Raw genomic sequence first — 22,144 nt, forward strand, 5'->3', positions numbered from 1 at the left:
TGATCACTTGAAATCGTCCACCCCATGGCCGGCCATGGCCTGGCGGATATGGGCGTCCATGCGCCGGGCGACGTAGTCGGCGCTGGCCTGCTCGACGGCCTCGATGGCCTGCTTGATGGCGCCGGCATCGTCGCCGCGGCGCAGGCGGTCGAGCGCGGCGGCCGCCGCGTCGATGCGGGCGCGCTCGGTGGCGTCCAGAAACAAGGCACCGTCCGCCGCCAGGGCGGCGTTCAGGGCCTCGATGACACGGTCGGCCTCGACCCGCCGTTCGCGCAGTTTGCGCGCTTCCATGTCGTCGTGCGCATGGGTCATGGAATCGCGCAGCATGGTCTCGATCTCGCTGTCGGCCAGACCGTAGGACGGCTTCACGGCGATGCTCGCCGCCACGCCGCTGGTCTCCTCGCGCGCGGTCACGCTCAGCAACCCGTCGGCATCGACCTGAAAGGCCACGCGGATACGCGCCGCACCCGCCACCAGCGGCGGGATCCCGCGCAGCTCGAAGCGCGCCAGTGAGCGGCAGTCGGATACCAGTTCACGTTCGCCCTGCAGCACGTGCAGCGCCATGGCGGTCTGGCCGTCCTTGAAGGTGGTGAACTCCTGGGCGCGTGCCACCGGGATGGTCGTATTGCGCGGAATGATCCGCTCCACCAGCCCGCCCATGGTCTCGATACCCAGCGACAGCGGGATCACGTCCAGCAGCAGTGTTTCGTTCCCGGGTTTGTTGCCGGCGAGGATATCGGCCTGGGTGGCGGCGCCGATGGCGACCACCTTGTCGGGATCGATGTCGACCCGCGGCGCACGCCCGAAGAACTCGCCGACACGCTCGCGCACGCGCGGCACGCGGGTGGAACCACCGACCATCACCACGGCGGTGATCCCGTCGACCTTCACGCCGGCATCCCGCAATGCGCGGCGGCAGGGACCCAACGTCTGGCTGACGAGTGGGTCGATCAGTTCGTTGAGCTGCGCACGGGTGAGTTCACCCTCCCAGTGGCTGCCATCCATCAATTCTATCCGCAGCGGCACAGCCCCGGTCTCGGTCAAGGCCTCCTTGGCGGCACAGGCGTCGCGCAGCAGACGGCGCATCTGCTTGTGGTCGGCGTCGTCACCGATGCCCGCCGCGCGCATGATCCAGCTGGCGACGGCGCGGTCCATGTCGTCACCGCCGAGCGCGGTGTCGCCGACCGTGGCCAGGACCTCGAACACACCCTGGTTCAGGTGCAGGATGGAGACGTCGAAGGTACCGCCGCCGAGATCGTAGACTGCGATCACGCCATCGTTGTTGCGGTCCAGACCGTAGGCGACCGCCGCTGCGGTGGGCTCGTTCAGCAACCGCAGCACGTTCAGCCCGGCGAGCGTGGCGGCATCCTTGGTCGCCTGACGCTGGGCATCGTCGAAATAGGCCGGCACGGTGATGACCGCACCGGCGAGCTCACCGCCCAGCGATTCCTCCGCGCGGATCCGCAGGACCTTGAGGATCTCGGCGGAGACCTCCACGGGGCTGACGTCGCCGCCGGCGGTGCGAATGCGCGGCATACCGGAGACGCCGGGCACGAAGGTGTACGGCAACTGCGTGCCCAGGGTCTTGATGTCCTCGACGCCGCGGCCCAGCAGGCGCTTCACCGAGGCGATGGTGTTCAGCGGATCCCGGGCCGCGGCCGCCCTGGCCTCGACGCCGACGACACGGCTGCCATCCGGCCGATAGTGCACGATCGATGGCAGCAGATGTCGCCCGTCGTCGTCGGGCAGGGTGTCCGCCAGACCGCTGCGCACGGTCGCGACCAACGAATGGGTGGTGCCGAGATCGATACCGACCGCCAACCGGTGCTGGTGCGGCGCGCTGGACTGGCCGGGTTCTGAGATCTGCAGTAATGCCATAGGGAGCGATTTTAACCACTAAGGACACAAAGGACACGAAGGAACGGTATAGTCATCCCAAAACCCGTATTGGCCACGGAAATACACGGAAAAATACGGACGGGATCAACTGCTTCACACAGCAGCCCATCTTACCCGCCAGGCGCTGCACCGGGGCTTCACGACTCTGCGTCACTGCTGGGATCTATAGCGTTTTATACATGTTCAACGCGGAGGCACGGAGGTTTTCAGTATTGAATCCTCTCGGGATTTGCCCTGCATCGAGTAAACCTGGATCAATCAGAATTTATTTCAGTGCCTTCCGTGTGCTTCCGTGTGTTTCCGTGGCCAATACGGTTTTCAGGTTTGCGGACCCGGTTATGTCCTTTGTGGTTGACGCGGACTCAGCCACCGAGCTCGTCTTCCAATTCGGCCTCCAGTTCCTCGGCCTCGTGGGCGAGCTTGCGGAAGAACTGCAGGTGCTGGATGGCGGTCAACGCCGCTGCGGGTATCTCATCGGGCTGCGCGAGCGCGGCACCGAGCTCGATCTCGAGTCTCTCCAGGCGTGTGCCGATGCGCCCCAGGATAACCGCGAGCGCACCGCCAGGATCCGCGGTGTCGCGCACCGCCGCCAGTTCCTCGCGCAGTTCGATCTGCTCCATCAGAAAACCGGGATCCTGATGGGTGGCGCGTTCGTCATCGAAACGATGACCGCGCAGCTCCAGCAGGTAGCGGCCGCGCGCCAGGGCGTCCCTCAGTACTTGGTAGCCTTCGTTGATGCGCGTTGCCTGCTGCATGGCGATGCGCCGCTCCTGATCGCCCGCGCTGGCGAAACGGTCCGGATGCACCAGCCGCTGCAGATCGCGGTAGCGGGCGTCGAGCACCGCACGGTCGAGGCCGAAACCCGGCGCCAGGCCGAATAGTTCGAAGTAGTTCTGCTTGAGGTCCACGGATCAGGGGGATCGGATTTGGGCCGGGCCGGTGATGACTGCGCGCCCGGGGTGTGCCCGGGATGTACTCAGACGTTGAAGCTCTCGCCGCAGCCGCAGGTGTCCTTCACGTTCGGGTTGCTGAATTTGAAGCCCTCGTTCAGACCTTCCCGGCCATAGTCGAGTTCGGTACCGTCCAGGTAGACCAGGCTCTTGGGGTCGATGACGACCTGCACACCGTGGCTCTCGAACACCTGATCGTCCGCCTCGATGGCATCGATGAATTCCAGTACATAGGCCATGCCGGAGCAGCCTGTGGTCTTCACGCCCAGACGCAGACCAATACCCTTGCCACGGTTGGCCAGGAATTTCTGTACCCGCTCGGCGGCACCTGCAGTCAATGTAATCGCCATGCTTGCGTACCCCGTCTTCAGGCCGTCTTGCTCACCTGTCCACCCGTCTGCTTGGTCTGGTAATCCGAAATGGCCGCCTTGATGGCGTCTTCGGCCAGCACTGAGCAATGGATCTTCACCGGTGGTAACGCCAGCTCCTCAGCGATCTGGGTGTTCTTGATCTGGCTCGCCTCGTCCAGGGTCTTACCCCTGACCCATTCGGTCAACAGGCTGCTGGAGGCGATCGCACTGCCACAGCCGTAGGTCTTGAACTTGGCGTCCTCGATCACGCCGTGTTCGTTGACCTTGATCTGCAGCCTCATGACATCGCCGCAGGCCGGTGCACCGACCATGCCGGTACCGACACGGGTGTCATTCTTGTCCAGGCTCCCCACGTTGCGGGGGTTCTCGTAATGGTCCAACACCTTGTCACTGTAGGCCATGGCTTAGTCCTCGATTGCTGCCCTAACGTTCATCAGTTACGGTGGTATTCAGACGGCGGCGCTTCGGGTCGCGTGAGACAAGGTGCGAGATGCAAGCTAGAAAATACAGGATTTCACTTGCCTCTTAATCGCTTGTCTCTTGCCTCTGAATCAATGCGCCGCCCACTGCACCGTGTTCAGATCGATGCCTTCCTGATACATCTCCCACAGGGGCGAGAGTTCACGCAGTTTGGCCACCTTCTCCTTCACCAGGGTGATGGTGTAGTCGACCTCCTCGGCGGTCGTGTAGCGGCCCAGCGTGAAACGGATCGAGCTGTGCGCGAGCTCATCGTTGCGCCCCAGGGCGCGCAGGACATAGCTCGGCTCCAGCGAGGCGCTGGTGCAGGCGGAGCCGGAGGATACGGCAATGTCCTTGAGTGCCATGATCAGGCTCTCGCCCTCGACGAAATTGAAGCTGACGTTCAGATTGCCGGCCACGCGCTGCGTCAGATCGCCGTTGATGTAGACCTCTTCCATATCCTTGAGGCCATCCCACAGGCGCTCGCGCAGGGCGAGGATGCGCCTGTTCTCGTCAACCATCTCGTTCGCGGCAATGTGGAAGGCCTCACCCATGCCGACGATCTGGTGGGTCGCGAGCGTACCGGAGCGCAGGCCACGCTCGTGGCCGCCGCCGTGCGTCTGCGCCTCCAGACGTACGCGCGGCTTGCGGCGCACGTACAGGGCGCCGATACCCTTCGGCCCGTAGGCCTTATGCGCCGAGAAGCTCATCAGGTCCACCGGCAGGCTGGCCAGATCGATCGGCACCTTGCCGGCACTCTGGGCGGCATCGACGTGCAGCAACACTCCCTTGGCACGGCAGATCTCGCCAAGCGTGTGGATGTCCTGGATGACACCGATCTCGTTATTGACATGCATCACCGACGCCAGCAGGGTGTCCGCGCGCAGGGCCGCGGCGAATATGTCCGGATCCAGCAGGCCGTTCGGTTGTGGATCCAGGTAGGTCACCTCGAAGCCTTCGCGCTCCAGCTGCCGGCAGGTGTCCAGCACCGCCTTGTGCTCGGACTTGACCGTCACCAGATGCCGGCCTTTCTTCTGATAGAAGTGGGCGGCACCCTTGATGGCCAGGTTGTTTGACTCGGTCGCGCCCGAGGTGAACACGATCTCTTTGGGGTTGGCAGCGACCAGCGACGCCACCTGTGCGCGGGCACGCTCCACGGCGGCCTCCGCGTCCCAACCGAATGGGTGGCTGCGCGAGGCCGGATTGCCGAACAAACCGTCCCGCGTCAGGCAGGCGCACATCGCCTCCGCCACCCGCGCGTCCACAGGTGTCGTCGCACTGTAGTCAAAATAGATCGGCGTCTTTACCGTCATGGTCACATCTCATCTCATCATTTCTGTCCGCACCCGCGACGCGGTCTGCGACGGACCGCTGCAGTGGCCTCCGGGCAGGGCCACAGGCCACCGCTACCGCGGAAAGGCCTGTCGATATGCAAGGTTATTGTATTACAAGAACGACCGAAGCCCCCATCACCGACGCAGGCTGGTCCGCCGCCTACACCCGCGCAGAGGTGAACGGAACCGGTATTTCCACGACGCCACCCTTGCCTGCGGCGCGGTCCTGGCGATCAGCCACTTCCCGCACCCCACCGCGCGCCATCAGATCCCCCAGGGAGATCCGGCTGAGAAATCCGCGGATCTGATCGCTGAGCTCGGTCCACAGGTCATGCGTCAGGCAACGTTCGTCGTTATGGCAGTTCGACAGGCCGCCGCAACGCGTGGTGTCGACGCTCTCGTCGACCGCCTCGATGATGTCGGCAACGGCGATCTGGTCAGAGGGGTGGCCCAGCGAGTAACCACCACCCGGTCCGCGGGTGCTGGCCACCAGGCCTTCCTTGCGCAGCCGTGTAAACAGCTGCTCCAGGTACGACAGGGATATGCCTTGGCGCTCCGAGATCTCCGCCAACTTGACCGGCCCACCACCGCCATGGAATGCCAGATCCAGCATGGCGGTGACGGCGTAACGCCCTTTGGTCGTGAGTTTCATTCGATCGGCCTGCTGACTTCGGCAGCCCGGTTCGCGGGCCGCCCACTGGTAAGGACGCCTGCCACGATGCCATACCTTAGTAAATCAGTCAAGAATTGCCATCATCCCTGCCGTTGTTCTCCTCGCCTGTCGGCGGTTCGCGCGGCACGGATGACCCGCCCGTACTCTCGATTTCGCAGGCGCCGAGGTCCGGCAGGTCTACCTCGTCGAGTTCCGCGCCCAGGGTCTTGAGCCCCTTGCACACCTCTTCCAGCCGCTGATCCATGCCATGCATATGATCGAGCATGCAATTGATCGCGATCGCCACCGGGTCAGGCATGTCCTTGGTGGTACCGTAGGCATCAAAGCCCATCTTGCGGGCGATGGCGGCACGGCGGTCGTCTTCGGGCTCGCGGCGGGTCACCACCCGTCCGGGCACGCCCACCACGGTCGCGCCCGGCTCGATGTCCTTGAGGACCACGGCATTGGAACCGATGCGCGCGCCGGCACCGATGATCACCGGTCCCAGGACCTTTGCCCCGGCACCGATGACGACGTCGTTGCCCAGCGTGGGGTGGCGCTTCCCCTTCTGCCAGCTGGTACCGCCCAGGGTGACGCCGTGATAGAGGGTGCAGTCATCGCCGATCTCAGCGGTCTCGCCGATCACCACGCCCATACCGTGGTCGATGAAGAAGCGCCGGCCGATCCGGGCGCCGGGGTGAATCTCGATGCCGGTGAACCAGCGCATCAGCATGGACCCGAAGCGTGCCACCCATTTCAGGCCCAAGGTCCACAGTTTGTGGTTCAGGCGGTGCCCGAGCACGGCGTGCAGTCCGGGATAGGTGGTGAGTACCTCAAACGTGTTGCGCGCCGCCGGATCGCGATCGAACACGCAGCGCACATCTTCCCGAAGGCGGCCGAACCTGGATGTCATAGAGGGCGGATCACCGCTGGCAGCATGGACCACGTATCCCGCGGGAGTGCCGGCAAAACCGACCACGGGGCGCGGCCATTGTACCGGCTTCGTTCGGGGGGCGACAGCGGGGCGCTCGCCGCAGCGAGGAAGCCCCGGGCACAGGACGGTCATCGCGGCGCGATCCGTGCAGCTGCCGGCTCTCCTCAGCCACCGCGCGCGGCCCGCGCCTTGGCCTGAGCCGCGCCCAGGATACCGCGCAAGATGTTCATTTCGTTGGCGTCGGGCTGGGCGCGCTGAAACAGACGTCGCAGCCGCCGCACGAGCTGTCGCGGCCGCTGCGGATCCAGGAACTCGAGGTCGATGACCGTCTGCTCCAGATGGGCAAAAAAGCGTTCCATGTCGGCGGCCGTGCAGGCGGGGGAGTCAGGCGGTGAGCCGCGCCAGGCGTGGCCCAGACTGGCCATGTGCAGCTCGTAGGTCAGTACCTGCACCGCCTGGGCGAGGTTGAGCGAGGCGTAATCCGGGTTGGATGGGATGTGCACCAGGACGTGGCAGCGCTCCAGTTCGGCATTGGTGAGCCCCGACTGCTCCCGTCCGAACACCAGCGCGACCGGGGCCCGTGCACGCTCCGCGAGCAACCGTTCGGCGCAGGCGCGGGGATCGAGTTCCGGCCAGGGCAGGCTGCGCAGCCGTGCACTTGCGCCGACCACGAAACCACAATCCGCAACCGCCTCCTCCAGGGTATCGCAGCAGTGCGCGCGCGCCAGCAGATCATCCGCACCCGACGCGCGCGCCGTCGCCTCGGCGCTCGGGAAACGTGCCGGGCGCACCAGCACCAGCTGTTCCAGGCACATGGTCTTCATTGCGCGCGCGGCGGCACCGATGTTGCCGGGATGGCTAGTCTGCACCAGTACGATGCGTACACCGCTCAGCATGATGGTTTCAGCGCGGGCCGGCGGCGGGCAGGCTGGCGATGCAGTACTCGACCACCTCCGGCAGCAGCGCCTGCCAGGCGGCGTTGGCCGCCTGCACGCCGCCGTAGGGCGATTCTTCCGGCGCGGCGCGGCGCACCTCGAAGATGCGGCTGGCGACGACACGCCGATCAGTGAGATCGACCAGTTGCACCCGCAGCCGCAGCGTGAACTCGCTCGGCCGGGTGCGGAAGTCCTGGCTGAAATCCAACAGCTCGGTGTCCAGGCGCAGGCCCGGCGTGGCCGGTGACCCCGCGCGCAGCACGGCCGCGAAGCGACCGCTCTGCTCCAGTGCCTCGGCCAGGCCGGGCAGGAGCAACTGTGGCGGCGTCTCCGCCCAGCGGCTGCGGGCGAAATAGCGGATGTCGAAATCCTGCTGGCGATAGGCCATGCGGGGCGTGTCGAGGTCCGAGCGTGCCTGCGGCACGGCGACCAGCAGCACCGGCCCGGCGCCCGTCGTCGGGCCCACCGCCGGGGCGATCTGCGGCTCCAGGACATAGTGCTCGAAGGTCTGCGGCTCGGGCTTGGGCAGAATGGAACAACCCGCCAGCCAGGCCATTGCCAGCAGTGCCAGCAGTGCAAACGGCAGACCACGTCTGTGCATCGTTCGTATCCTCGCTACTCGCCCGGCCCCGGGGTCGTCAGTTGCGGACCGTACAGCAGTACCCGCGGGTCCTCCTCCAGGCGATCGCTGAGACGCTGGAAGCTGGCCGTGAGCCGGCGGAACTCACTGAGCAGCCGTTCCGTCTCCGGCAGCGTGCGACTGCCCAGCGCCTCCAACCGGTCACCGCCCAGTTGTACCTGCTCGCGTACCTCGCGGGAGGTCGCGGCGATGTCCTCGGCCATCGCCTCCAGCGCGATGACCGCAGTGTCGACACGGGCTACCAGGGCCGGCATCTGGGCGCTGGCATCAGCCGCGTTGCCTGCAAAACGCGAGAACGCCTCGATGCTGCCGGCCAGGGCCTCGCGTTGCCCGGCCAGCGTCTCGCTGAGTTCGGCAATGTGCTTCAGCGTACTGGTGAAATGACCGCGCACCTCGGGATTGAGCAGGGCATGCAGGTCGGCGGCCACGGTGTTGAGATTGCCGATCAGCTCGGACACGGTGGTATCCACACGCGAGAACAACGAGGGCACCGTCTGAATGACGGGATACGGTTCGCCGGCCCTTGCCTTGAGCTCCGGCGCGGCGGCCGTACCACCCGACAGTTCCACCGAGGCGATGCCGGTCACGCCCTGCACGGTCAGTTTGGCGACGGTGTCCTCCTTGATCGGCACATCGGCGGCGATGTCGACGGTGATGCGTACCTGCTCAAGATTATCGGGATCCAGTTCCAGCGCGCGCACCTTGCCGACGTCGACGCCGCGGTACCGCACCTGCGAATCGACGAACAGGCCGGCGACGGATTCGTTGGTGTAGATGCGGTAGGTACGGTATTCGGCCGTCAGGTCGCCGAAGGCCAGCCACAGGCTCAGCCCGACCGTCGCCGTACCCAGCAGCAGCGCAAAAATCCCGACGATGACGTAATGCGGCTTCGATTCCATCTGGCTGGTTCTCGTACGGCCTCAGCGCGGCTGTGCGGCGCGCGCGCGCGGTCCCTCGAAATAGACCCGCACCGCGGGATGCTCGACCTGCGCAAGCTCCGCCATCGGCGCCACGGCGACCACGCGGCGGTCCCCCAGGACGGCGGCGCGGTCGGCGACCCGCCACAGCGAATCCAGGTCGTGGGTGATCATCACCACGGTCAAGCCCAGCCATTGTTTCAGCCGCAGCACCAGTTCGTCAAAGCCCGCGGCGCTCGCCGGATCGAGGCCGGAGGTCGGTTCATCCAGAAACAGCAGCTGCGGGTCCAGCGCCATGGCCCGCGCCAGGCCCGCGCGCTTGATCATGCCGCCGCTCAGTTCGCTGGGATATTTCAGCGCCGCGTCCACGGGCAGGCCGGCCTGCTGGATCTTGAGCAGCGCGATCTCGTCGATCAGGGCCGCATCCAGATCGGTATGTTCGTGCAGCGGCACGCCGACGTTCTGTTGCACGGTCAGGCCGCTGAACAGCGCGCCGTGCTGGAACAGTACGCCGAAGCGTCGCCGCAGCCGTGCCTGTACGCGCGGCCCCGCGGCAACGATCTCCTCACCAAACAGTCGGATGCTGCCCGCGCTCGGGCGGCGCAGCATGATCATCTCGTGCAGCAAGGTGGTCTTGCCACTGCCGCTACCGCCGACGATGGCCAGTACCTCGCCGCGGCGGACATCCAGATCGAGGCCTTCGTGCACGCTGAAGCTGCCAAAGCGCGTGCACACGCCGCGCAGTTGCAGTACCAGCTCTGCGTCTGTCGTCATACCAGGCGCACCCCTACGCAACCCCGGAAACCACATTGGCCACGGAAACACACGGAAGCACACGGAATGCAAAGCCCACCGTGTCCCCACCTTCCGTGTATTTCCGTGTGTTTCCGTGGCCATTTGTACGCTGGACGAGATATCCCTTGCCCGCCAGGTGCCAAGCTGGAGCTTCGCGACGATGTTTCATTGTCAGCGTATTCCGTCTGCTTCCGTGGCCAATGGAAGCCTTGCTCCTGATAATTCATGTCAGCCTCCCTGCATGTCCGTGACTGCAGCCGGTTGTTGGGATCAGATGCCCAGCCAGCTGAATACCACCGAGAACAGCGCGTCGGCGACGATCACCAGGAAGATCGACTGCACCACGGAGATGGTCGTGTGCTGCCCCACGCTGGCCGCGCTACCCTTGACCTGGAAGCCCTGGAAGCAACCGATCAACGCGATGATCAGCGCGAATACCGGCGCCTTGCCGATACCGATCAGGAAGGAACGTACCGAGACCGCCTCCTGGATGCGGTCCAGGAACACAGTGAAGCTCAACCCGATGTGTGCCTTCGACAGGACCATGCCGCCGGCCACACCCATGATATCAGCGAACACCGACAGCAGCGGCAGCGCGATACACAGCGACAGCACCTTGGGGATCACCAGCAGGTCCAGCGGATCGACACCGATGGTGCGTAACGCCGACACCTCCTCGGTCACCTTCATGGTGCCGATCTGCGCGGTGTAGGCCGAGCCGGTGCGGCCCGCCACGATGATGGCCGCCAGCAACGGTCCGAGTTCGCGCGTCATCACCAGGCCGACCAGGTCAGCGATATAGATGTTGGCGCCGAAGCTGCTCAACTGCACCGCACCCTGGTAGGCAAACACCACCCCCATCAGAAACGACAGCAGACCGACGATGCCAAGCGCGGTCGCGCCGGCGGCGTACAGGTCGGTCCAGACGGCATTCCAGCGAACGCGCCAGGGTGTCAGCGCCAGGGCGCCCATACGCAGCACGACCTCGCCGAAGAAGCCAAAGAAGGTGTAAACCTGTTCGAGCCCCTCCGCCACCCGATGTCCCAGTTCGGCAAAGCGCCCGAGGCGTTCCGTCCGCGCCAGCTCGACACCGCCCAGTTGGGTGACCTGCGCCAGCAGATCCGCGAACGGTGCGCTCAGCCCCTCGATCCGGACCTCGCGCCCTGCCTGTTCCAGCCGTCGCTGCAGGCGCCGCAGCAGCCACGCACCGGTAGTATCGAGGGCCGCCACGCCCGCGGCGTCCACCACGACCGGGGCGCTCCCACCGGGCTGCAGGCGGTCGAGTTCTCGGGCCACCGCACCCAGTTCCGCGACGATCCACGGCCCGCGGCAGTGGATGCCAGCGGCGCCCACCTCGATCTCGGCCTGAAAGGTATGTGCCTGCATGGGCGGGGAGTTTCCCGGATAACGTCAGCGCCCGCAACGGATGCGGAACCGGTATCCCGCGCTACGGGGCGTCGTGCGTTGAAACGCGCCCGCTACCGCGGGGCGTTTCAGTACCGTTCCGAAGTGGAACGTGGGCACGCCAAATCACCCGGCCTGTACCACTTTATTAATAATTATCAATCGAATAACTCGGTGGCACAGGGTTTGCTGAACAACCGCGTCAGGCTTTGACAGCCACCACCAACCAGAACAGGCGGCCACCGTACCGCGCCACGGGCAAGGGGAATCATGAATTGGAACAATCTGCTGTTTTACCGTTGGATGGCCTTCAATCTGGTCGGGCTCACGGTTCTGCTGATTTTCTTCGTGCAGGGCCTGGTGGTACCGGTATTCCAATCTGACTCATCGCGCATCACCTATGTGATCGCGCTGCTGTTCCTGTACGGCATGGTGCTGTGCGGCTACCGCGTCTGGAAGACCACCCGGGAGATCAACGCCGTCAAGAGCGGCGGCAAGGGTAAGCTGCGGGACTTCACCGAGCTGAGCGCGCGCAGCGACCGTGAGAGTGTCAAGGAGGCCTTCGAGATCAAGCTGTTCGCCCGGATCGCCTTCGTCAGGTACATCGCCTCCGCCCTGGTGACCCTGGGCCTGCTGGGTACGGTGATCGGCTTCATCATGGTGCTCACTCAGGTGCCGGCCAACGCCGTCGGCGACACCTCGCAGGTCGGTAAGCTGGTGGCGGTGCTCACCAACGGCATGGGCGTGGCCCTGTACACCACCCTGGTCGGCGCGATCACCAACCTGTGGCTGAACGCCAACTACACCATGTTGCGCACCGGCGTCGTCAATCTGATCGCCGCCATCCTGGAGGCGGCCGATCCCGACCCCGCCGCATGAGCAAGCATTTCTCCTTCGACGCGGAGGCCGACGACGACTCCGACGTCGTGTTCCGTGATGTGATCACCCTGGCGCTGCTCGGCTTCATCGCACTGGTGATCATCATGCTGCCGCACATCAACCCACCGGAGAAGAAGCGTACCGAGCAAGAGGCGGCCGCGCCCGGCAATGTCATGATCGAGGCGCGTTGGCCCGACGACATCGACGCGGATGTGGACCTGTGGGTGGAAGGTCCGGGCGACAATCCCGTCGGCTACTCCAATCTCGCCGGCCAGGTCTTCAATCTGCTGCGCGATGACATCGGCTTCCGCAACGATGTCTCCAAGCTGAACTACGAGAACGCCTATTCGCGCGGCATCGTGGCGGGTGAGTACACTGTCAATCTGCACATGTACTTCAACCGCGCCGACATCTGGCCGGTACCGGTCACGGTGCTGGTGTCCACCATCAAGCCGTCCGGTACCGCGCGCGCCAGCCGGCAGATCCTGGTATCGGACGTGGAACTGCGGCAGATGGGCGAGGAGCTGACCGTGTTCCGCTTTCAGCTCGACGAGGATGGCGAACTCGTGGCTGGCAGTGTCAACTCCTTGCCGAAAAAACTCATCACCACCGCGACCGGCAGCTATAACTTCGACGGACACAAATGATGCACACGCACCTGGTCACTCTGCTCATCGGTTATCTGATCCTCTGCCTGGGCTATGCATTGTTCTCGATGAAGACCACGCGCAGCAATCTGTTTCGTGCTATCAGCCTGCTGTATCTCGGCGCCTCGGTCGGCACCGCGTTATTCCTCTACAACCAGCTGTTGTCGCTGCCCAAACCCGTAAGTCAGGAATTCTTCAACAACGCCAAGGAAGTGGTGGTGCTGGGCTCACGCACCAAGGACGAACGGAATCGCGAGATCTATCTGTGGCTGCAGTTGCCGGGAGAGTCACACCCCCGCTACTACGTGATGCCCTGGGAGGGCCGCGCTGCCGAGGAACTCGAGATGGCGCAGCGCGAGGCGCGCGAGCATGGCGGCCAGGTGATGATGAACGCACCCTTTCAGCACAACAAGATGTACGGCATGCGGGCCGATGAGGAGGAGCGCGTGTTCTTCCCCGCCTTCGCGGCACGCCCGCCGCTGAAGGACGGCGAGACCGATACCGAATCCGCTGCCCAGCGCTTCGAACATACCCACTGAGGCGCCTGTCTCAGGTCCGTAGATACCGCCCCCTGGCGGCATACACCCAGCAACCACCGAATGAGGACGGAGTCATGACCGAGAAACTGCTGTACACACCCGGCGAAGCGATGGAGCTGATGAAGAGACAGAAGGTCCTGCTGATCGACATCCGCGACCGGGACGACTATGCAGAGCACCATATCCAGGGCGCGGTCAATGTCCCGGATATCTTCTACTATCTGTCCGAGACCACGCCCGAGGGTCTGGAGAAGATGCACGCGCACTTCCGCGACCAGCTCTCCGAAATAGGCCTCACCCCGGACACCACCGCCATCGTCTATGAAGACGCCTACGACAGCCGCTATGGCGGCTCCTGCCGCGGCTACTGGCTGCTGCGCTATCTCGGCCACGAGAAGACCGGCGTCCTGGACGGCGGCTTCAGTGCCTGGCTGGACGAAGGCCTGCCGGCGGATGCCGACACGGTCGCGACCACCCCGACGGCGTTCGCCGTCAAGCCGCAGCCGCACATGCTCGCCACCCGTGACGAGGTGCTGAAGTGTCTGCAGGACCCGGGCGTCAAACTGCTCGATATCCGCGACCGTATCGAATGGGTCGCGAAGAGTTCATCGCCTTATGGTGTGGATTTCGCGCCGCGCAAGGGACGTCTGCCGGGGGCACTCTGGATGGAGTGGTATGAATTCCTGGAGCGCGATGGCCAGATCCCATATTTCAAATCCCCGGACAAGATCCGCGCCCTGTGCGCCGAATATGGCCTCTATCCTGAGGACGACATCATCATCTACTGCTTCAAGGGCGCGCGCGCCTCCAACACCTATGTCGCACTCAAGGAGGCCGGCTTCGAGCGGGTGCGTAACTATTTCGGTTCGTGGAATGAATGGTCCCGCGACCCCGGTCTGCCGGCGAACGAGGAGGTGTTCGACTGACGTCTGCGCTTTCGCACCTGTCCTCGCGACGCGGGGCCGCCCATGCCATGGGCGGCCCCAGTTTCGTTCTAGGAGCCTGTCGGATTTGAGACTGCTCTCCCATCTTGCTCGCTACGATCGCTCAAATCCGACAGGCTCCTAGGCGCGCGCAATCCCGAACGCCAGCACCTCATCGATGCGCGCCACGCCGGCGGCGCACATCATCAGCCGGTCGAAACCCAGCGCGACGCCGCTACAGTCCGGCAACCCGGCCTCCAGCGCCGCGAGCAGGTATTCGTCCGGTGGCACGGGCGACCGGCCCGCGGCGGCCCGTGCGGTATTCTCCCGTTCGAAGCGCCGCTGCTGTTCGGCGACATCCGCGAGTTCGTGAAAACCGTTGGCGAGCTCCACCCCGTCGAGATAACACTCGAAGCGCGCGGCCACCAGCGGGTTGCCGGCCTCGAGGCGTGCCAGCAACGCCTGGCTCGCGGGATACCCGGTAACGAACAACAGACCGCGCAGCTGCGGCTCGATGACGTGCGTGAGCAGCAGGTCGCGCCAGGGATCAGGATCGTCTTCCGGCATGCCCGCCGGCGGGCGGTGGCCGTGCCGCTCCAGACAGGTGCGCAATGCACCCACGTCGGCTGTCAGCCCGTCCACCCCGGCATAGGTCTGGAACAGTGCGCGATAGCTCCAGTACTCGGCCTGCGGCAGTTCGCGCACCCCGGCCAGAATACTGCGCAGCAGGGCCTCCACCTCATCGATCAGCTGCCGCAGGTCGAAGTCGACGCGATACCATTCCAGCAGTGTGAATTCCGGATTGTGGCGCGCGCCGGCCTCGCCGTCGCGGAACACACGGCAGAGCTGATAGATGCTGCCGCTGCCGGCGGCGAGCAGACGCTTCATGGGGAATTCCGGTGAGGTGTGCAGATACAAGCGTCCGGACGGCGGCGCATGCGGGCCGTGATAGGCGACCGTGAGACTGTCGAGGTAGGGTGCCGGGGTGGCTGCCGCGGACAGCACTGGCGTCTCGACCTCCAGCACGCCGCGTGCCGCGAAGAATTGCCGCACCCGCGCCAACAGCTGCGCCCGCAGCCGCAGCGTGCCCAGCACGGCGGTGGGCCGCCAGTCAGCCATGGCGCACACCGGCGCCGGCCCGAAGCCATGTTGAAACGGTCTCCGGTCCTGGGCGGCGCCTGTTCATCCCGGAAACCTCATTTCAGCCACGAAATCCACGAAAAGATCTGTAGGGTGCGTCGGCGCCAGCGACGCACCGTGGCGCGGGAACCCGGTGCGTCAGGCTGCGCCTCGACGCACCCTACATCAGGTCCGGAGCGCAGTCGTCCCTATTCCTTCGCGCGCGCGACGTACTCGCCGCTGCGTGTGTCGACCTTGAGGAGGTCACCGATGTTGATGAACAGGGGTACCCGCACCACGGCGCCGGTCTCCAGGGTGGCCGGCTTGCCGCCACCACCGGAGGTGTCGCCGCGCACACCCGGATCGGTCTCGGTGACGGCCAGGATGACGTGATTGGGCGGGGTCACCGCCAGCGGCACACCGTTGTATAAGGTCATCACGCAGACATCCTGCTCCTTGAGCCACTTGGCGTTGTCGCCGATGGCAGCGGCATCGGCCGCGAACTGCTCGAAGGTGTCCGGTACCATGAAATGCCAGAATTCACCATCGGTGTAGAGATACTGCATGTCAGTATCCACGACATCGGCACCTTCCAGGGTCTCGCCCGATTTGAAGGTGCGCTCGATGACACGGCCGGTCTTGAGGTTGCGCAGCTTGACGCGGTTGAAGGCCTGACCCTTGCCCGGCTTCACAAACTCGTTCTCGATGATCACGCATGGGTCACCATCCAGCATGACCTTGAGTCCGCCCTTGAATTCACTGGTATTGTAGGTTGCCATCGACCGCCTTCCGACCTGATTTACGCTGAGACGGGACCCGCGGCGCCCGTTCGCCGACCGTCCACAGGCGTGTACACTCGCACCTGCGCACCGGCCGCTGCCCGGACAAACCCGAAGGTCCCCTCCATGAACAAAACGGCGTCTATCATACCGCGATCGAGGCACTCGGAACATGCACCTGTCTGGCGCCGCGAACTCGCCGCGGCGGTCACCCGGGCTGACGAACTGCTCGCACTGCTGGGGCTGCCGGCGGAACCCGCTGCCGAGGCCGCTGCCGGGCTCTTCGGCCTGCGCGTACCCCGTGGCTTCATCGCCCGCATGCGGCCCGGCGACCGTCACGACCCGCTGTTGCTGCAGGTACTGCCCCAGGCGGCGGAAGGTGCGGCCGCACCGAGCGGCTATGGCCCCGATCCGCTGCACGAAGCCGCCGCCATGGTCGTGCCCGGCCTGTTGCACAAATACCGCGGCCGCGTACTGCTGACCCTGACCGGTGCCTGCGGCGTCCATTGCCGCTACTGCTTCCGCCGCCATTATCCGTATGCGGAGGCCAACCCCGGCGGCAGTCATTGGCCAGCGACACTCGACTACATTGCCGCCAATGCCGACATCACCGAGGTCATCCTGAGCGGCGGCGACCCGCTGTCACTCGGCGACACGCGGCTCGCTGCACTGTGTACGGACCTCGCTGCCATCCCGCACCTGCGGCGACTGCGTATCCACAGCCGCCTGCCGGTCGTACTGCCGGCGCGTATCACCCCGGGACTGCTGGAGACGCTGGCCGGCGGCCGCCTCGGTGCCGTCCTCGTCGTCCACGCCAATCACCCCAACGAGATCGACACCCGCGTGCGCCAGGCCCTGCGCCAGACCGCGGCGGCCGGTGTGCCAGTACTCAACCAGGCGGTGCTGCTGCGCGGCATCAACGACCGCGCGGACACCCTCTGCGCCCTGTCGGAGGTGCTGTTCGAGGCCGGGGCGCTGCCGTACTACCTGCATCAGCTCGACCGGGTCCAGGGTGCAGCACATTTCGAGGTGCCCGATGCCGAGGCCATCGCCCTGATGACAGAGCTGCGCGCCCGCCTGCCCGGCTACCTGGTCCCGCGCCTGGTGCGCGAACAGGCGGACGCACCCGCCAAGACGCCCTTGCCCGCAGAGGGTGCCCTGTACTCTTGAGGGTACACCTATAGAAGATGGGTCCGCGGCCGTAACACTGGAAACGCCGCGGCCGAACGGCGACCGCGACAGCTCGAAATATACGGATACGCCATGGACCAGCGCACCCCCGCCCGTAAGGCACCCACCCCGGATTCCTTCGACAGCCGACCGGCCCAGGTCGAACGGTGGATCGCCGCGCTGCCGCTCGCCAACCTGGGCGAGAGCGGTCGGCGGCTCTACCACACCCTCATCGAGACCAACCAGACGGAGCTGCCGGCCGAGCAGCGCCTCGCCATGCTCGAGCGCCTGCGTGCACCACTGCAGACGGTCGCCGACGCGATGAAGGCACATTTCGTCGGTCAGCCGCTGCCGCTGACAGACAAACGCCGGCAGATCGCCGAACTGGCACAAGCACTCGCCCAACAGCTGGCGCTCGGCTATCGCATCGTGGTCGAAGACAGCGCCAAGGGACGCGGCCGGTTCGGTAACCGGCGTACCCGTGCCGTCGCGATCCACCGCGCCTTGAACGATCTCGGCACGGTACTGTTGCGCGCCTACCAGACCTATGCCCCCTATCCAACCGGTGTATGGAGTGACATCCATGCCCTCTACCAGGCCGCGGAAGCGGACGGCATTGACGCGACCGCCATCCAGGATCCGGAGCAGCCCGCCGTCGAGAACACCATCGAGGCGTGCTACAAGCGCATCCTCCTGCTGGCACTGGCCTGTCCGTACCGGCTCCGCCCGGGGGAGGTGGAGCAGATCCACGCCTGGCTCGCCGACTGGTGCCGGCATGCCACGCTCGAGCGCCTGGCGGAACCGAGAAACCCCACGGGCCGGTTCGTCGTCGATTTCCAGTCGGATGTCCCACCCATCTATCTGGTGCTGCATGCCGCCGAATACCGCGACGAGACCTGCCGCATCCTGAATGCGACGCGCCTGGCCGAGGTGGTCCGTGACCACCTTGGCAGCCTGCGGCGCGACGGCCAGACGGGGCAGCGGGTGAATGAACAGGTGTTGCGGCGCCTGATGCTGGCCTGGGGAGTCCTGCCCAAACGGCGCTTCTCGCGCCGCCAGCGGCATTCCACCGCGGTGGTCGCGCTGGGCCTGAGCACCGCCCATTATTTCATCGGTGGCGAGGCCGCGTTCGCCGGCGACGCGGCGAACCCGGGGCTGTTCGACAACCTGGCCCGGTTCGATGCGAAGGAGCCGGCCGCGGTACGGCGGACTACGCGCGACGTATGGGAGCTCGGCGGCGCCCGACCCCTCCATGACACCCACACCCGCGCCGCGGCCACCCAGTACATCGACTTCCAATCGACGACCGCACCGACGGGGGTATCCACCAAGACCCCCGGCGCACCCGACTACCGCACCCACGACTGGAAGATGGTCAACGTCAGCGCCGGTGGCTATCGGCTGCTGTGGGACAGCACTGCGGGGTCACAGGCGCGGGTGGGTGAACTGCTCGGCCTGCGCGAGAGCACCGACCTCGACAGCTTTCACCTCGGCCTCGGCGTCGTGCGCTGGATGAAGGTCGCCGCTGAGGGGCTGGAACTCGGAGTGGAGATGCTGGCCCCGGGTGCCGTCGCGGTAGGCGCCAAAAAACGCGGGGCGGGCGAGTACACCCGCTGCCTGCTGCTGCCGGCCATCGAGGCGCTCGATCAGCCGGCCACCTTGCTCACCGCCGCGCTCCCCTATCGGGTGGGCGATCATCTGCTGGTCAACAGCCACGGCAAGGAGCTGCGGGTCGAGCTCACCAAACTGGTGGAAAATACCGGTATCTTTGCGCAGTTCCAGTTCCATCCGCTGCACCACGGCGCAGGGACGGACGCCGGCACGCGAGATGACTTCGAGGCGCTGTGGGAACTGCTCTAGGGGCGCCCTTACATGGACACCGCCCGTATGCCAAGCGAGTTTAGGTGAAGAGATTCCCTAGAAGATTTCCGCGAAGACGTCCGGGTAGATGACCTTGCCCCCGCCGTTCAAGGCACCGGGGACCAGCTCCATCGCCGTCAGGGCGTCTTCCGGCAGCCGCAGGTTCGATACCAGATCCCAGGTGGAGACCGGCTTGAAGTCGAGGCGCTGGTAATAGTCCGGCTGTCCCGCCACCACGATCGCCACGTAGCGCATCTCCCGGGCCCGCTGGGTGGCGGCCCGGATCAGCTCCGAACCGATACCCCGGTGCGATTGCGAGGGAACCACGGACATCGGCCCCAGGGCCAGCACCACGTGACTCTCCCCGCCGCGCTGCAGTTTGACCTTCGACAGCAGCAGGTGGCCGACGATGCGGCCGTTGAGTTCGGCAACCAGGGACAACTCCGGCACGAAGTCCGCCGAACGGCGGATCGCACTGACCAGGCGCGCCTCCTCCTCACCCTGGAAGGCGCTGAGGTTCACTACATCGATCGCCCGGACGTCCTCGGGGACTTCTGCCCTGACAATGACCTCTTGCATGACTGACTCCAGTTGATGGCGGCCCACCTCGGCGAGGCCGGACCCCCGCCACGGTGCTCGCGCATCGTAACGGTCCGCAACAACTCTTCGACTCCGATGCTAGCAGGATTCCGCAGTATGGAAAACCGGTAGCGATTCCTGTAAAAACGGGGCCAGACCGGCGCCGGTGCCGCGGTTCAGTTCCCTCTGCACACGCCGCTACGTCGGAGTAGTCCCCCACAGACCTACCCTCCCTCGAGGACCCCGGGCAGCCTACGGAGATATACGGTGAACAAGGAACAACAGGTGCTGCGCCTGATCATCGCCGAGGAAACCCAGAACGACGCCGAAGCCATCGCCAACGTGCTGCGCAACGCCGGCCAGGCGGTACGCTTCACCTATGTCGAAGACCAGGAAGACCTCGAGCAGGCGCTGGAACAACAGCCACCCGACCTGGTCTTGTGTTCGCAGGAACTCGAGGCGCTCGGTCTGGAGCAACTCGTCGGTCTGCTGCGTAGCCGCAAAGCCGAAATCCCCGTCATCGCGATCGGCGCGACCGCTGACGAAAAAGGTGTCACCGAGGCCCTGCGCGCCGGCGCCACGGACCTGGTCTCCTTTGATTACCCGGAACATCTGCAGCTGGTGGTGGCGCGCGAACAGAGGAATCTGGAGATGCGTCGTGCGCTCAGCTTCCACCGCAATGGCTACCAGGAGAGCGAACGCCGCTGCCGCGCCTTACTGGACAGTTCGCGCGATGCCATCGCCTATGTGCACGATGGCATGCACATCTACGCCAACCGATCGTATCTGGAGATGTTCGGATTCGACGACCTCGACGAGATCGAAGGCACGCCGATCATGGACACGGTCGCGCCGGAGGGCCATGGGGCGTTCAAGGACTTCCTGCGGACCTACGCGAAGGAGGAAGGCGCTGAGCAGCAACTCGAGGTCAAGTGCGTCAACGCCAAGGGCAGTTTCAATGCACGCATGGAATTCACGCCGGCTTCCATCGAAGGCGAGCCCTGCACCCAGATCGTGATCCGCGACCAGGCACTGGGCGACAAGGAGCTGGAGCGCAAACTCAAATTCCTGAGCAAGCAGGATATCCTCACCGGGCTGTACAACCGCCAATACTTCATGGAAGAACTGGAGGACGCGGCGGGCAATGCACGGGCCGGCTCCGGTGGCAGCTGCCTGCTGTATGTGCTGCTGGATAATTTCAAGACCGTCAAGGAATCGGTCGGCCTGGGCTGTGCCGACCTGGTCATCAGCGACGCCGCCAACCTGATCCGCGAGCACGTCGGCGAACAGGGCATTGCTGCCCGCTTCGGCGACAGCTCCTTCACCGTACTGCTGACGCCGGCCGACGCCGCCGCGGCTCAGACACTGGCGGAGGCACTGCGCCGCGCCATCGAGGAACACATCGTCGACGTGGAGGGCCGCAGCGTCACCATCACCGTCAGTATCGGTATCAGCCTGATCACCGAAAGTTCGCCGGAGGCACAGGAACTCCTGTCGCGCGCCGATCTGGCCTGCGAGGTGGCACGCGCCTCGGGCGGCAACCGCGTACACCTGCACAACCCGGTGGCGGACGAACAGGTTGGCAAGGAGCGTGAGCAGGCCTGGAGCAATCTCATCCAGGAGGCGTTGGCCGAAGACCGCTTTCATCTGGTCTATCAGCCCATCGTCAGCCTGCAGGGCGAGGTCAGCGAAAAGTACGAGGTGCTGCTGCGCATGCGCGACAGTGAGGGCGAGGACATCCGTCCGGGGCAGTTCCTCCCGGTGGCGATCCAGACCGGCCAGATCGCGGCCATCGACCGCTGGGTGCTGGCGAAGGCGATCGAGGTACTGGCCCAACGCCGCCGCGGCGGTGCCGATACCGTCTTCTTCATCAAGATCGCCGGTCCGACCCTGGATGACCACGAACTGCCGCTGTGGATCCACGAACGGCTGAAGGCCGCGCGCCTGTCCAGCGACGCCATCGTGCTGGAGATCGCCGAGGCCGATGCCTGCAAGTATCTCAAGAGCGCCAAGGCCTTCGTGACGGCGGTAGGCAGCTTGCACTGCAAGACCTCACTGGAACACTTCGGCAGCAGCCCGAATTCATTCCAGCTGCTCAAGCATCTGACCGTCGATTATCTGAAGATCGATGGCAAGTTCATCCACAACCTCATGCGCGATGACAGTCACCAGGCGATGGTGAAATCCATCATCGAGATGGCCCGCTCCATGAACAAGGTGTGCATCGCTGAATTCGTCGAGGACCCCACCAGCCTCACCGTGCTGTTCCAGTACGGTGTGCAGTACATCCAGGGCAATTTCCTGCAGGAACCCGCCGAAGGCCTCACCTACGACTTCTCGGAAGGCTCGCTCTGACGGA

Annotated in this window: 22 protein-coding genes; 7 read left to right on the forward strand and 15 right to left on the reverse strand. The window is 65.1% G+C overall.

What is annotated here, in order from left to right; translation table 11 throughout:
- Window positions 1-3 precede the first annotated feature (3 nt).
- From hscA to K8I04_12790, 12 genes are all read right to left on the reverse strand, one after another.
- On the reverse strand, window positions 4-1,878 hold the full coding sequence (gene hscA, locus K8I04_12735) for a Fe-S protein assembly chaperone HscA (GenBank protein MBZ0072575.1): 1,875 nt from the start codon (window positions 1,876-1,878) through the stop codon (window positions 4-6).
- Window positions 1,879-2,261: 383 nt separating this feature from the next.
- Entirely contained in the window at window positions 2,262-2,807 is a 546-nt protein-coding gene (gene hscB, locus K8I04_12740) for a Fe-S protein assembly co-chaperone HscB (protein MBZ0072576.1), read from the reverse strand.
- Window positions 2,808-2,875: 68 nt separating this feature from the next.
- Window positions 2,876-3,199, reverse strand: coding sequence for an iron-sulfur cluster assembly protein IscA (gene iscA, locus K8I04_12745; protein ID MBZ0072577.1), 324 nt, complete (start codon window positions 3,197-3,199; stop codon window positions 2,876-2,878).
- Between the two features lie 17 nt (window positions 3,200-3,216).
- A complete protein-coding gene (gene iscU, locus K8I04_12750) occupies window positions 3,217-3,621 on the reverse strand; it encodes a Fe-S cluster assembly scaffold IscU (protein MBZ0072578.1) in 405 nt (134 codons plus the stop codon).
- A 150-nt stretch (window positions 3,622-3,771) separates the two neighbouring features.
- Entirely contained in the window at window positions 3,772-4,992 is a 1,221-nt protein-coding gene (locus K8I04_12755; protein ID MBZ0072579.1) for an IscS subfamily cysteine desulfurase, read from the reverse strand.
- Window positions 4,993-5,173: 181 nt separating this feature from the next.
- A complete protein-coding gene (locus K8I04_12760; GenBank protein ID MBZ0072580.1) occupies window positions 5,174-5,665 on the reverse strand; it encodes a Fe-S cluster assembly transcription factor in 492 nt (163 codons plus the stop codon).
- Between the two features lie 88 nt (window positions 5,666-5,753).
- Window positions 5,754-6,578 carry a serine O-acetyltransferase gene (gene cysE / locus K8I04_12765; protein MBZ0072581.1) on the reverse strand — a complete coding sequence of 275 codons (825 nt, stop codon included), beginning with the start codon at window positions 6,576-6,578 and terminating at the stop codon, window positions 5,754-5,756.
- Between the two features lie 185 nt (window positions 6,579-6,763).
- Window positions 6,764-7,495 carry a tRNA (cytosine(32)/uridine(32)-2'-O)-methyltransferase TrmJ gene (gene trmJ / locus K8I04_12770; GenBank protein MBZ0072582.1) on the reverse strand — a complete coding sequence of 244 codons (732 nt, stop codon included), beginning with the start codon at window positions 7,493-7,495 and terminating at the stop codon, window positions 6,764-6,766.
- 7 nt (window positions 7,496-7,502) lie between these two features.
- Window positions 7,503-8,135, reverse strand: a complete 633-nt coding sequence (locus K8I04_12775; protein MBZ0072583.1) for an ABC-type transport auxiliary lipoprotein family protein — start codon at window positions 8,133-8,135, stop codon at window positions 7,503-7,505.
- 14 nt (window positions 8,136-8,149) lie between these two features.
- A complete protein-coding gene (locus K8I04_12780; GenBank protein MBZ0072584.1) occupies window positions 8,150-9,073 on the reverse strand; it encodes an MCE family protein in 924 nt (307 codons plus the stop codon).
- Window positions 9,074-9,094: 21 nt separating this feature from the next.
- Complete coding sequence (locus K8I04_12785; GenBank protein MBZ0072585.1) at window positions 9,095-9,865, reverse strand: ATP-binding cassette domain-containing protein; 771 nt, start codon at window positions 9,863-9,865, stop codon at window positions 9,095-9,097.
- 291 nt (window positions 9,866-10,156) lie between these two features.
- Window positions 10,157-11,272, reverse strand: coding sequence for an ABC transporter permease (locus K8I04_12790; GenBank protein MBZ0072586.1), 1,116 nt, complete (start codon window positions 11,270-11,272; stop codon window positions 10,157-10,159).
- A 447-nt stretch (window positions 11,273-11,719) separates the two neighbouring features.
- Here K8I04_12790 and K8I04_12795 point away from each other — a divergent pair, with 447 nt between their 5' ends.
- The 4 genes from K8I04_12795 to K8I04_12810 all read left to right on the forward strand — a co-directional run bounded on the left by K8I04_12795 (window position 11,720) and on the right by K8I04_12810 (window position 14,281).
- Complete coding sequence (locus tag K8I04_12795) at window positions 11,720-12,169, forward strand: MotA/TolQ/ExbB proton channel family protein (GenBank protein ID MBZ0072587.1); 450 nt, start codon at window positions 11,720-11,722, stop codon at window positions 12,167-12,169.
- Window positions 12,166-12,816: a hypothetical protein gene (locus K8I04_12800; GenBank protein ID MBZ0072588.1), complete on the forward strand. Its 651-nt coding sequence runs from the start codon at window positions 12,166-12,168 to the stop codon at window positions 12,814-12,816. The genes K8I04_12795 and K8I04_12800 overlap by 4 nt, the downstream gene beginning before the upstream one ends.
- Entirely contained in the window at window positions 12,813-13,355 is a 543-nt protein-coding gene (locus tag K8I04_12805) for a hypothetical protein (GenBank protein ID MBZ0072589.1), read from the forward strand. Before K8I04_12800 ends, K8I04_12805 begins: the two co-directional genes overlap by 4 nt.
- A 74-nt stretch (window positions 13,356-13,429) precedes the next feature.
- On the forward strand, window positions 13,430-14,281 hold the full coding sequence (locus tag K8I04_12810; protein MBZ0072590.1) for a sulfurtransferase: 852 nt from the start codon (window positions 13,430-13,432) through the stop codon (window positions 14,279-14,281).
- 138 nt (window positions 14,282-14,419) lie between these two features.
- Here the strand turns inward: K8I04_12810 and genX are convergent, their stop codons facing one another.
- On the reverse strand, window positions 14,420-15,397 hold the full coding sequence (genX, locus tag K8I04_12815) for an EF-P lysine aminoacylase GenX (GenBank protein MBZ0072591.1): 978 nt from the start codon (window positions 15,395-15,397) through the stop codon (window positions 14,420-14,422).
- Between the two features lie 209 nt (window positions 15,398-15,606).
- Complete coding sequence (gene efp / locus K8I04_12820) at window positions 15,607-16,176, reverse strand: elongation factor P (GenBank protein MBZ0072592.1); 570 nt, start codon at window positions 16,174-16,176, stop codon at window positions 15,607-15,609.
- 126 nt (window positions 16,177-16,302) lie between these two features.
- Between efp and epmB the strand changes: the two genes are divergently transcribed.
- A complete protein-coding gene (gene epmB, locus K8I04_12825) occupies window positions 16,303-17,346 on the forward strand; it encodes an EF-P beta-lysylation protein EpmB (GenBank protein ID MBZ0072593.1) in 1,044 nt (347 codons plus the stop codon).
- Between the two features lie 93 nt (window positions 17,347-17,439).
- Entirely contained in the window at window positions 17,440-19,206 is a 1,767-nt protein-coding gene (locus K8I04_12830; GenBank protein ID MBZ0072594.1) for a hypothetical protein, read from the forward strand.
- Window positions 19,207-19,263: 57 nt separating this feature from the next.
- Here K8I04_12830 and K8I04_12835 read toward each other — a convergent pair whose 3' ends face one another.
- The gene (locus tag K8I04_12835) at window positions 19,264-19,785 is read right to left on the reverse strand and encodes an N-acetyltransferase (protein MBZ0072595.1); all 522 of its coding nucleotides are present in this window, start codon (window positions 19,783-19,785) and stop codon (window positions 19,264-19,266) included.
- Between the two features lie 267 nt (window positions 19,786-20,052).
- Here K8I04_12835 and K8I04_12840 point away from each other — a divergent pair, with 267 nt between their 5' ends.
- Window positions 20,053-22,140, forward strand: coding sequence for an EAL domain-containing protein (locus K8I04_12840; protein MBZ0072596.1), 2,088 nt, complete (start codon window positions 20,053-20,055; stop codon window positions 22,138-22,140).
- Window positions 22,141-22,144 lie beyond the last annotated feature (4 nt).

It is taken from the genome of Gammaproteobacteria bacterium (assembly GCA_019911805.1).
Lineage (GTDB): Bacteria > Pseudomonadota > Gammaproteobacteria > Thiohalobacterales > Thiohalobacteraceae > JAHJQQ01.

Excerpts from the sequence above, each read along its gene's own strand:
- K8I04_12790 (MBZ0072586.1), bottom strand. The coding sequence starts at position 11,272 with ATGCAGGCACATACCTTTCAGGCCGAGATCGAGGTGGGCGCCGCTGGC.
- trmJ (MBZ0072582.1), bottom strand. The coding sequence starts at position 7,495 with ATGCTGAGCGGTGTACGCATCGTACTGGTGCAGACTAGCCATCCCGGC.
- hscA (MBZ0072575.1), bottom strand. The coding sequence starts at position 1,878 with ATGGCATTACTGCAGATCTCAGAACCCGGCCAGTCCAGCGCGCCGCAC.
- K8I04_12780 (MBZ0072584.1), bottom strand. The coding sequence starts at position 9,073 with ATGGAATCGAAGCCGCATTACGTCATCGTCGGGATTTTTGCGCTGCTG.
- K8I04_12835 (MBZ0072595.1), bottom strand. The coding sequence starts at position 19,785 with ATGCAAGAGGTCATTGTCAGGGCAGAAGTCCCCGAGGACGTCCGGGCG.
- K8I04_12805 (MBZ0072589.1), top strand. The coding sequence starts at position 12,813 with ATGATGCACACGCACCTGGTCACTCTGCTCATCGGTTATCTGATCCTC.
- genX (MBZ0072591.1), bottom strand. The coding sequence starts at position 15,397 with ATGGCTGACTGGCGGCCCACCGCCGTGCTGGGCACGCTGCGGCTGCGG.
- efp (MBZ0072592.1), bottom strand. The coding sequence starts at position 16,176 with ATGGCAACCTACAATACCAGTGAATTCAAGGGCGGACTCAAGGTCATG.
- K8I04_12830 (MBZ0072594.1), top strand. The coding sequence starts at position 17,440 with ATGGACCAGCGCACCCCCGCCCGTAAGGCACCCACCCCGGATTCCTTC.
- iscU (MBZ0072578.1), bottom strand. The coding sequence starts at position 3,621 with ATGGCCTACAGTGACAAGGTGTTGGACCATTACGAGAACCCCCGCAAC.
- iscA (MBZ0072577.1), bottom strand. The coding sequence starts at position 3,199 with ATGGCGATTACATTGACTGCAGGTGCCGCCGAGCGGGTACAGAAATTC.
- K8I04_12755 (MBZ0072579.1), bottom strand. The coding sequence starts at position 4,992 with ATGACGGTAAAGACGCCGATCTATTTTGACTACAGTGCGACGACACCT.
- K8I04_12785 (MBZ0072585.1), bottom strand. The coding sequence starts at position 9,865 with ATGACGACAGACGCAGAGCTGGTACTGCAACTGCGCGGCGTGTGCACG.
- K8I04_12760 (MBZ0072580.1), bottom strand. The coding sequence starts at position 5,665 with ATGAAACTCACGACCAAAGGGCGTTACGCCGTCACCGCCATGCTGGAT.
- K8I04_12800 (MBZ0072588.1), top strand. The coding sequence starts at position 12,166 with ATGAGCAAGCATTTCTCCTTCGACGCGGAGGCCGACGACGACTCCGAC.
- K8I04_12810 (MBZ0072590.1), top strand. The coding sequence starts at position 13,430 with ATGACCGAGAAACTGCTGTACACACCCGGCGAAGCGATGGAGCTGATG.
- K8I04_12775 (MBZ0072583.1), bottom strand. The coding sequence starts at position 8,135 with ATGCACAGACGTGGTCTGCCGTTTGCACTGCTGGCACTGCTGGCAATG.
- K8I04_12795 (MBZ0072587.1), top strand. The coding sequence starts at position 11,720 with ATGGTGCTGTGCGGCTACCGCGTCTGGAAGACCACCCGGGAGATCAAC.
- cysE (MBZ0072581.1), bottom strand. The coding sequence starts at position 6,578 with ATGACATCCAGGTTCGGCCGCCTTCGGGAAGATGTGCGCTGCGTGTTC.
- epmB (MBZ0072593.1), top strand. The coding sequence starts at position 16,303 with ATGAACAAAACGGCGTCTATCATACCGCGATCGAGGCACTCGGAACAT.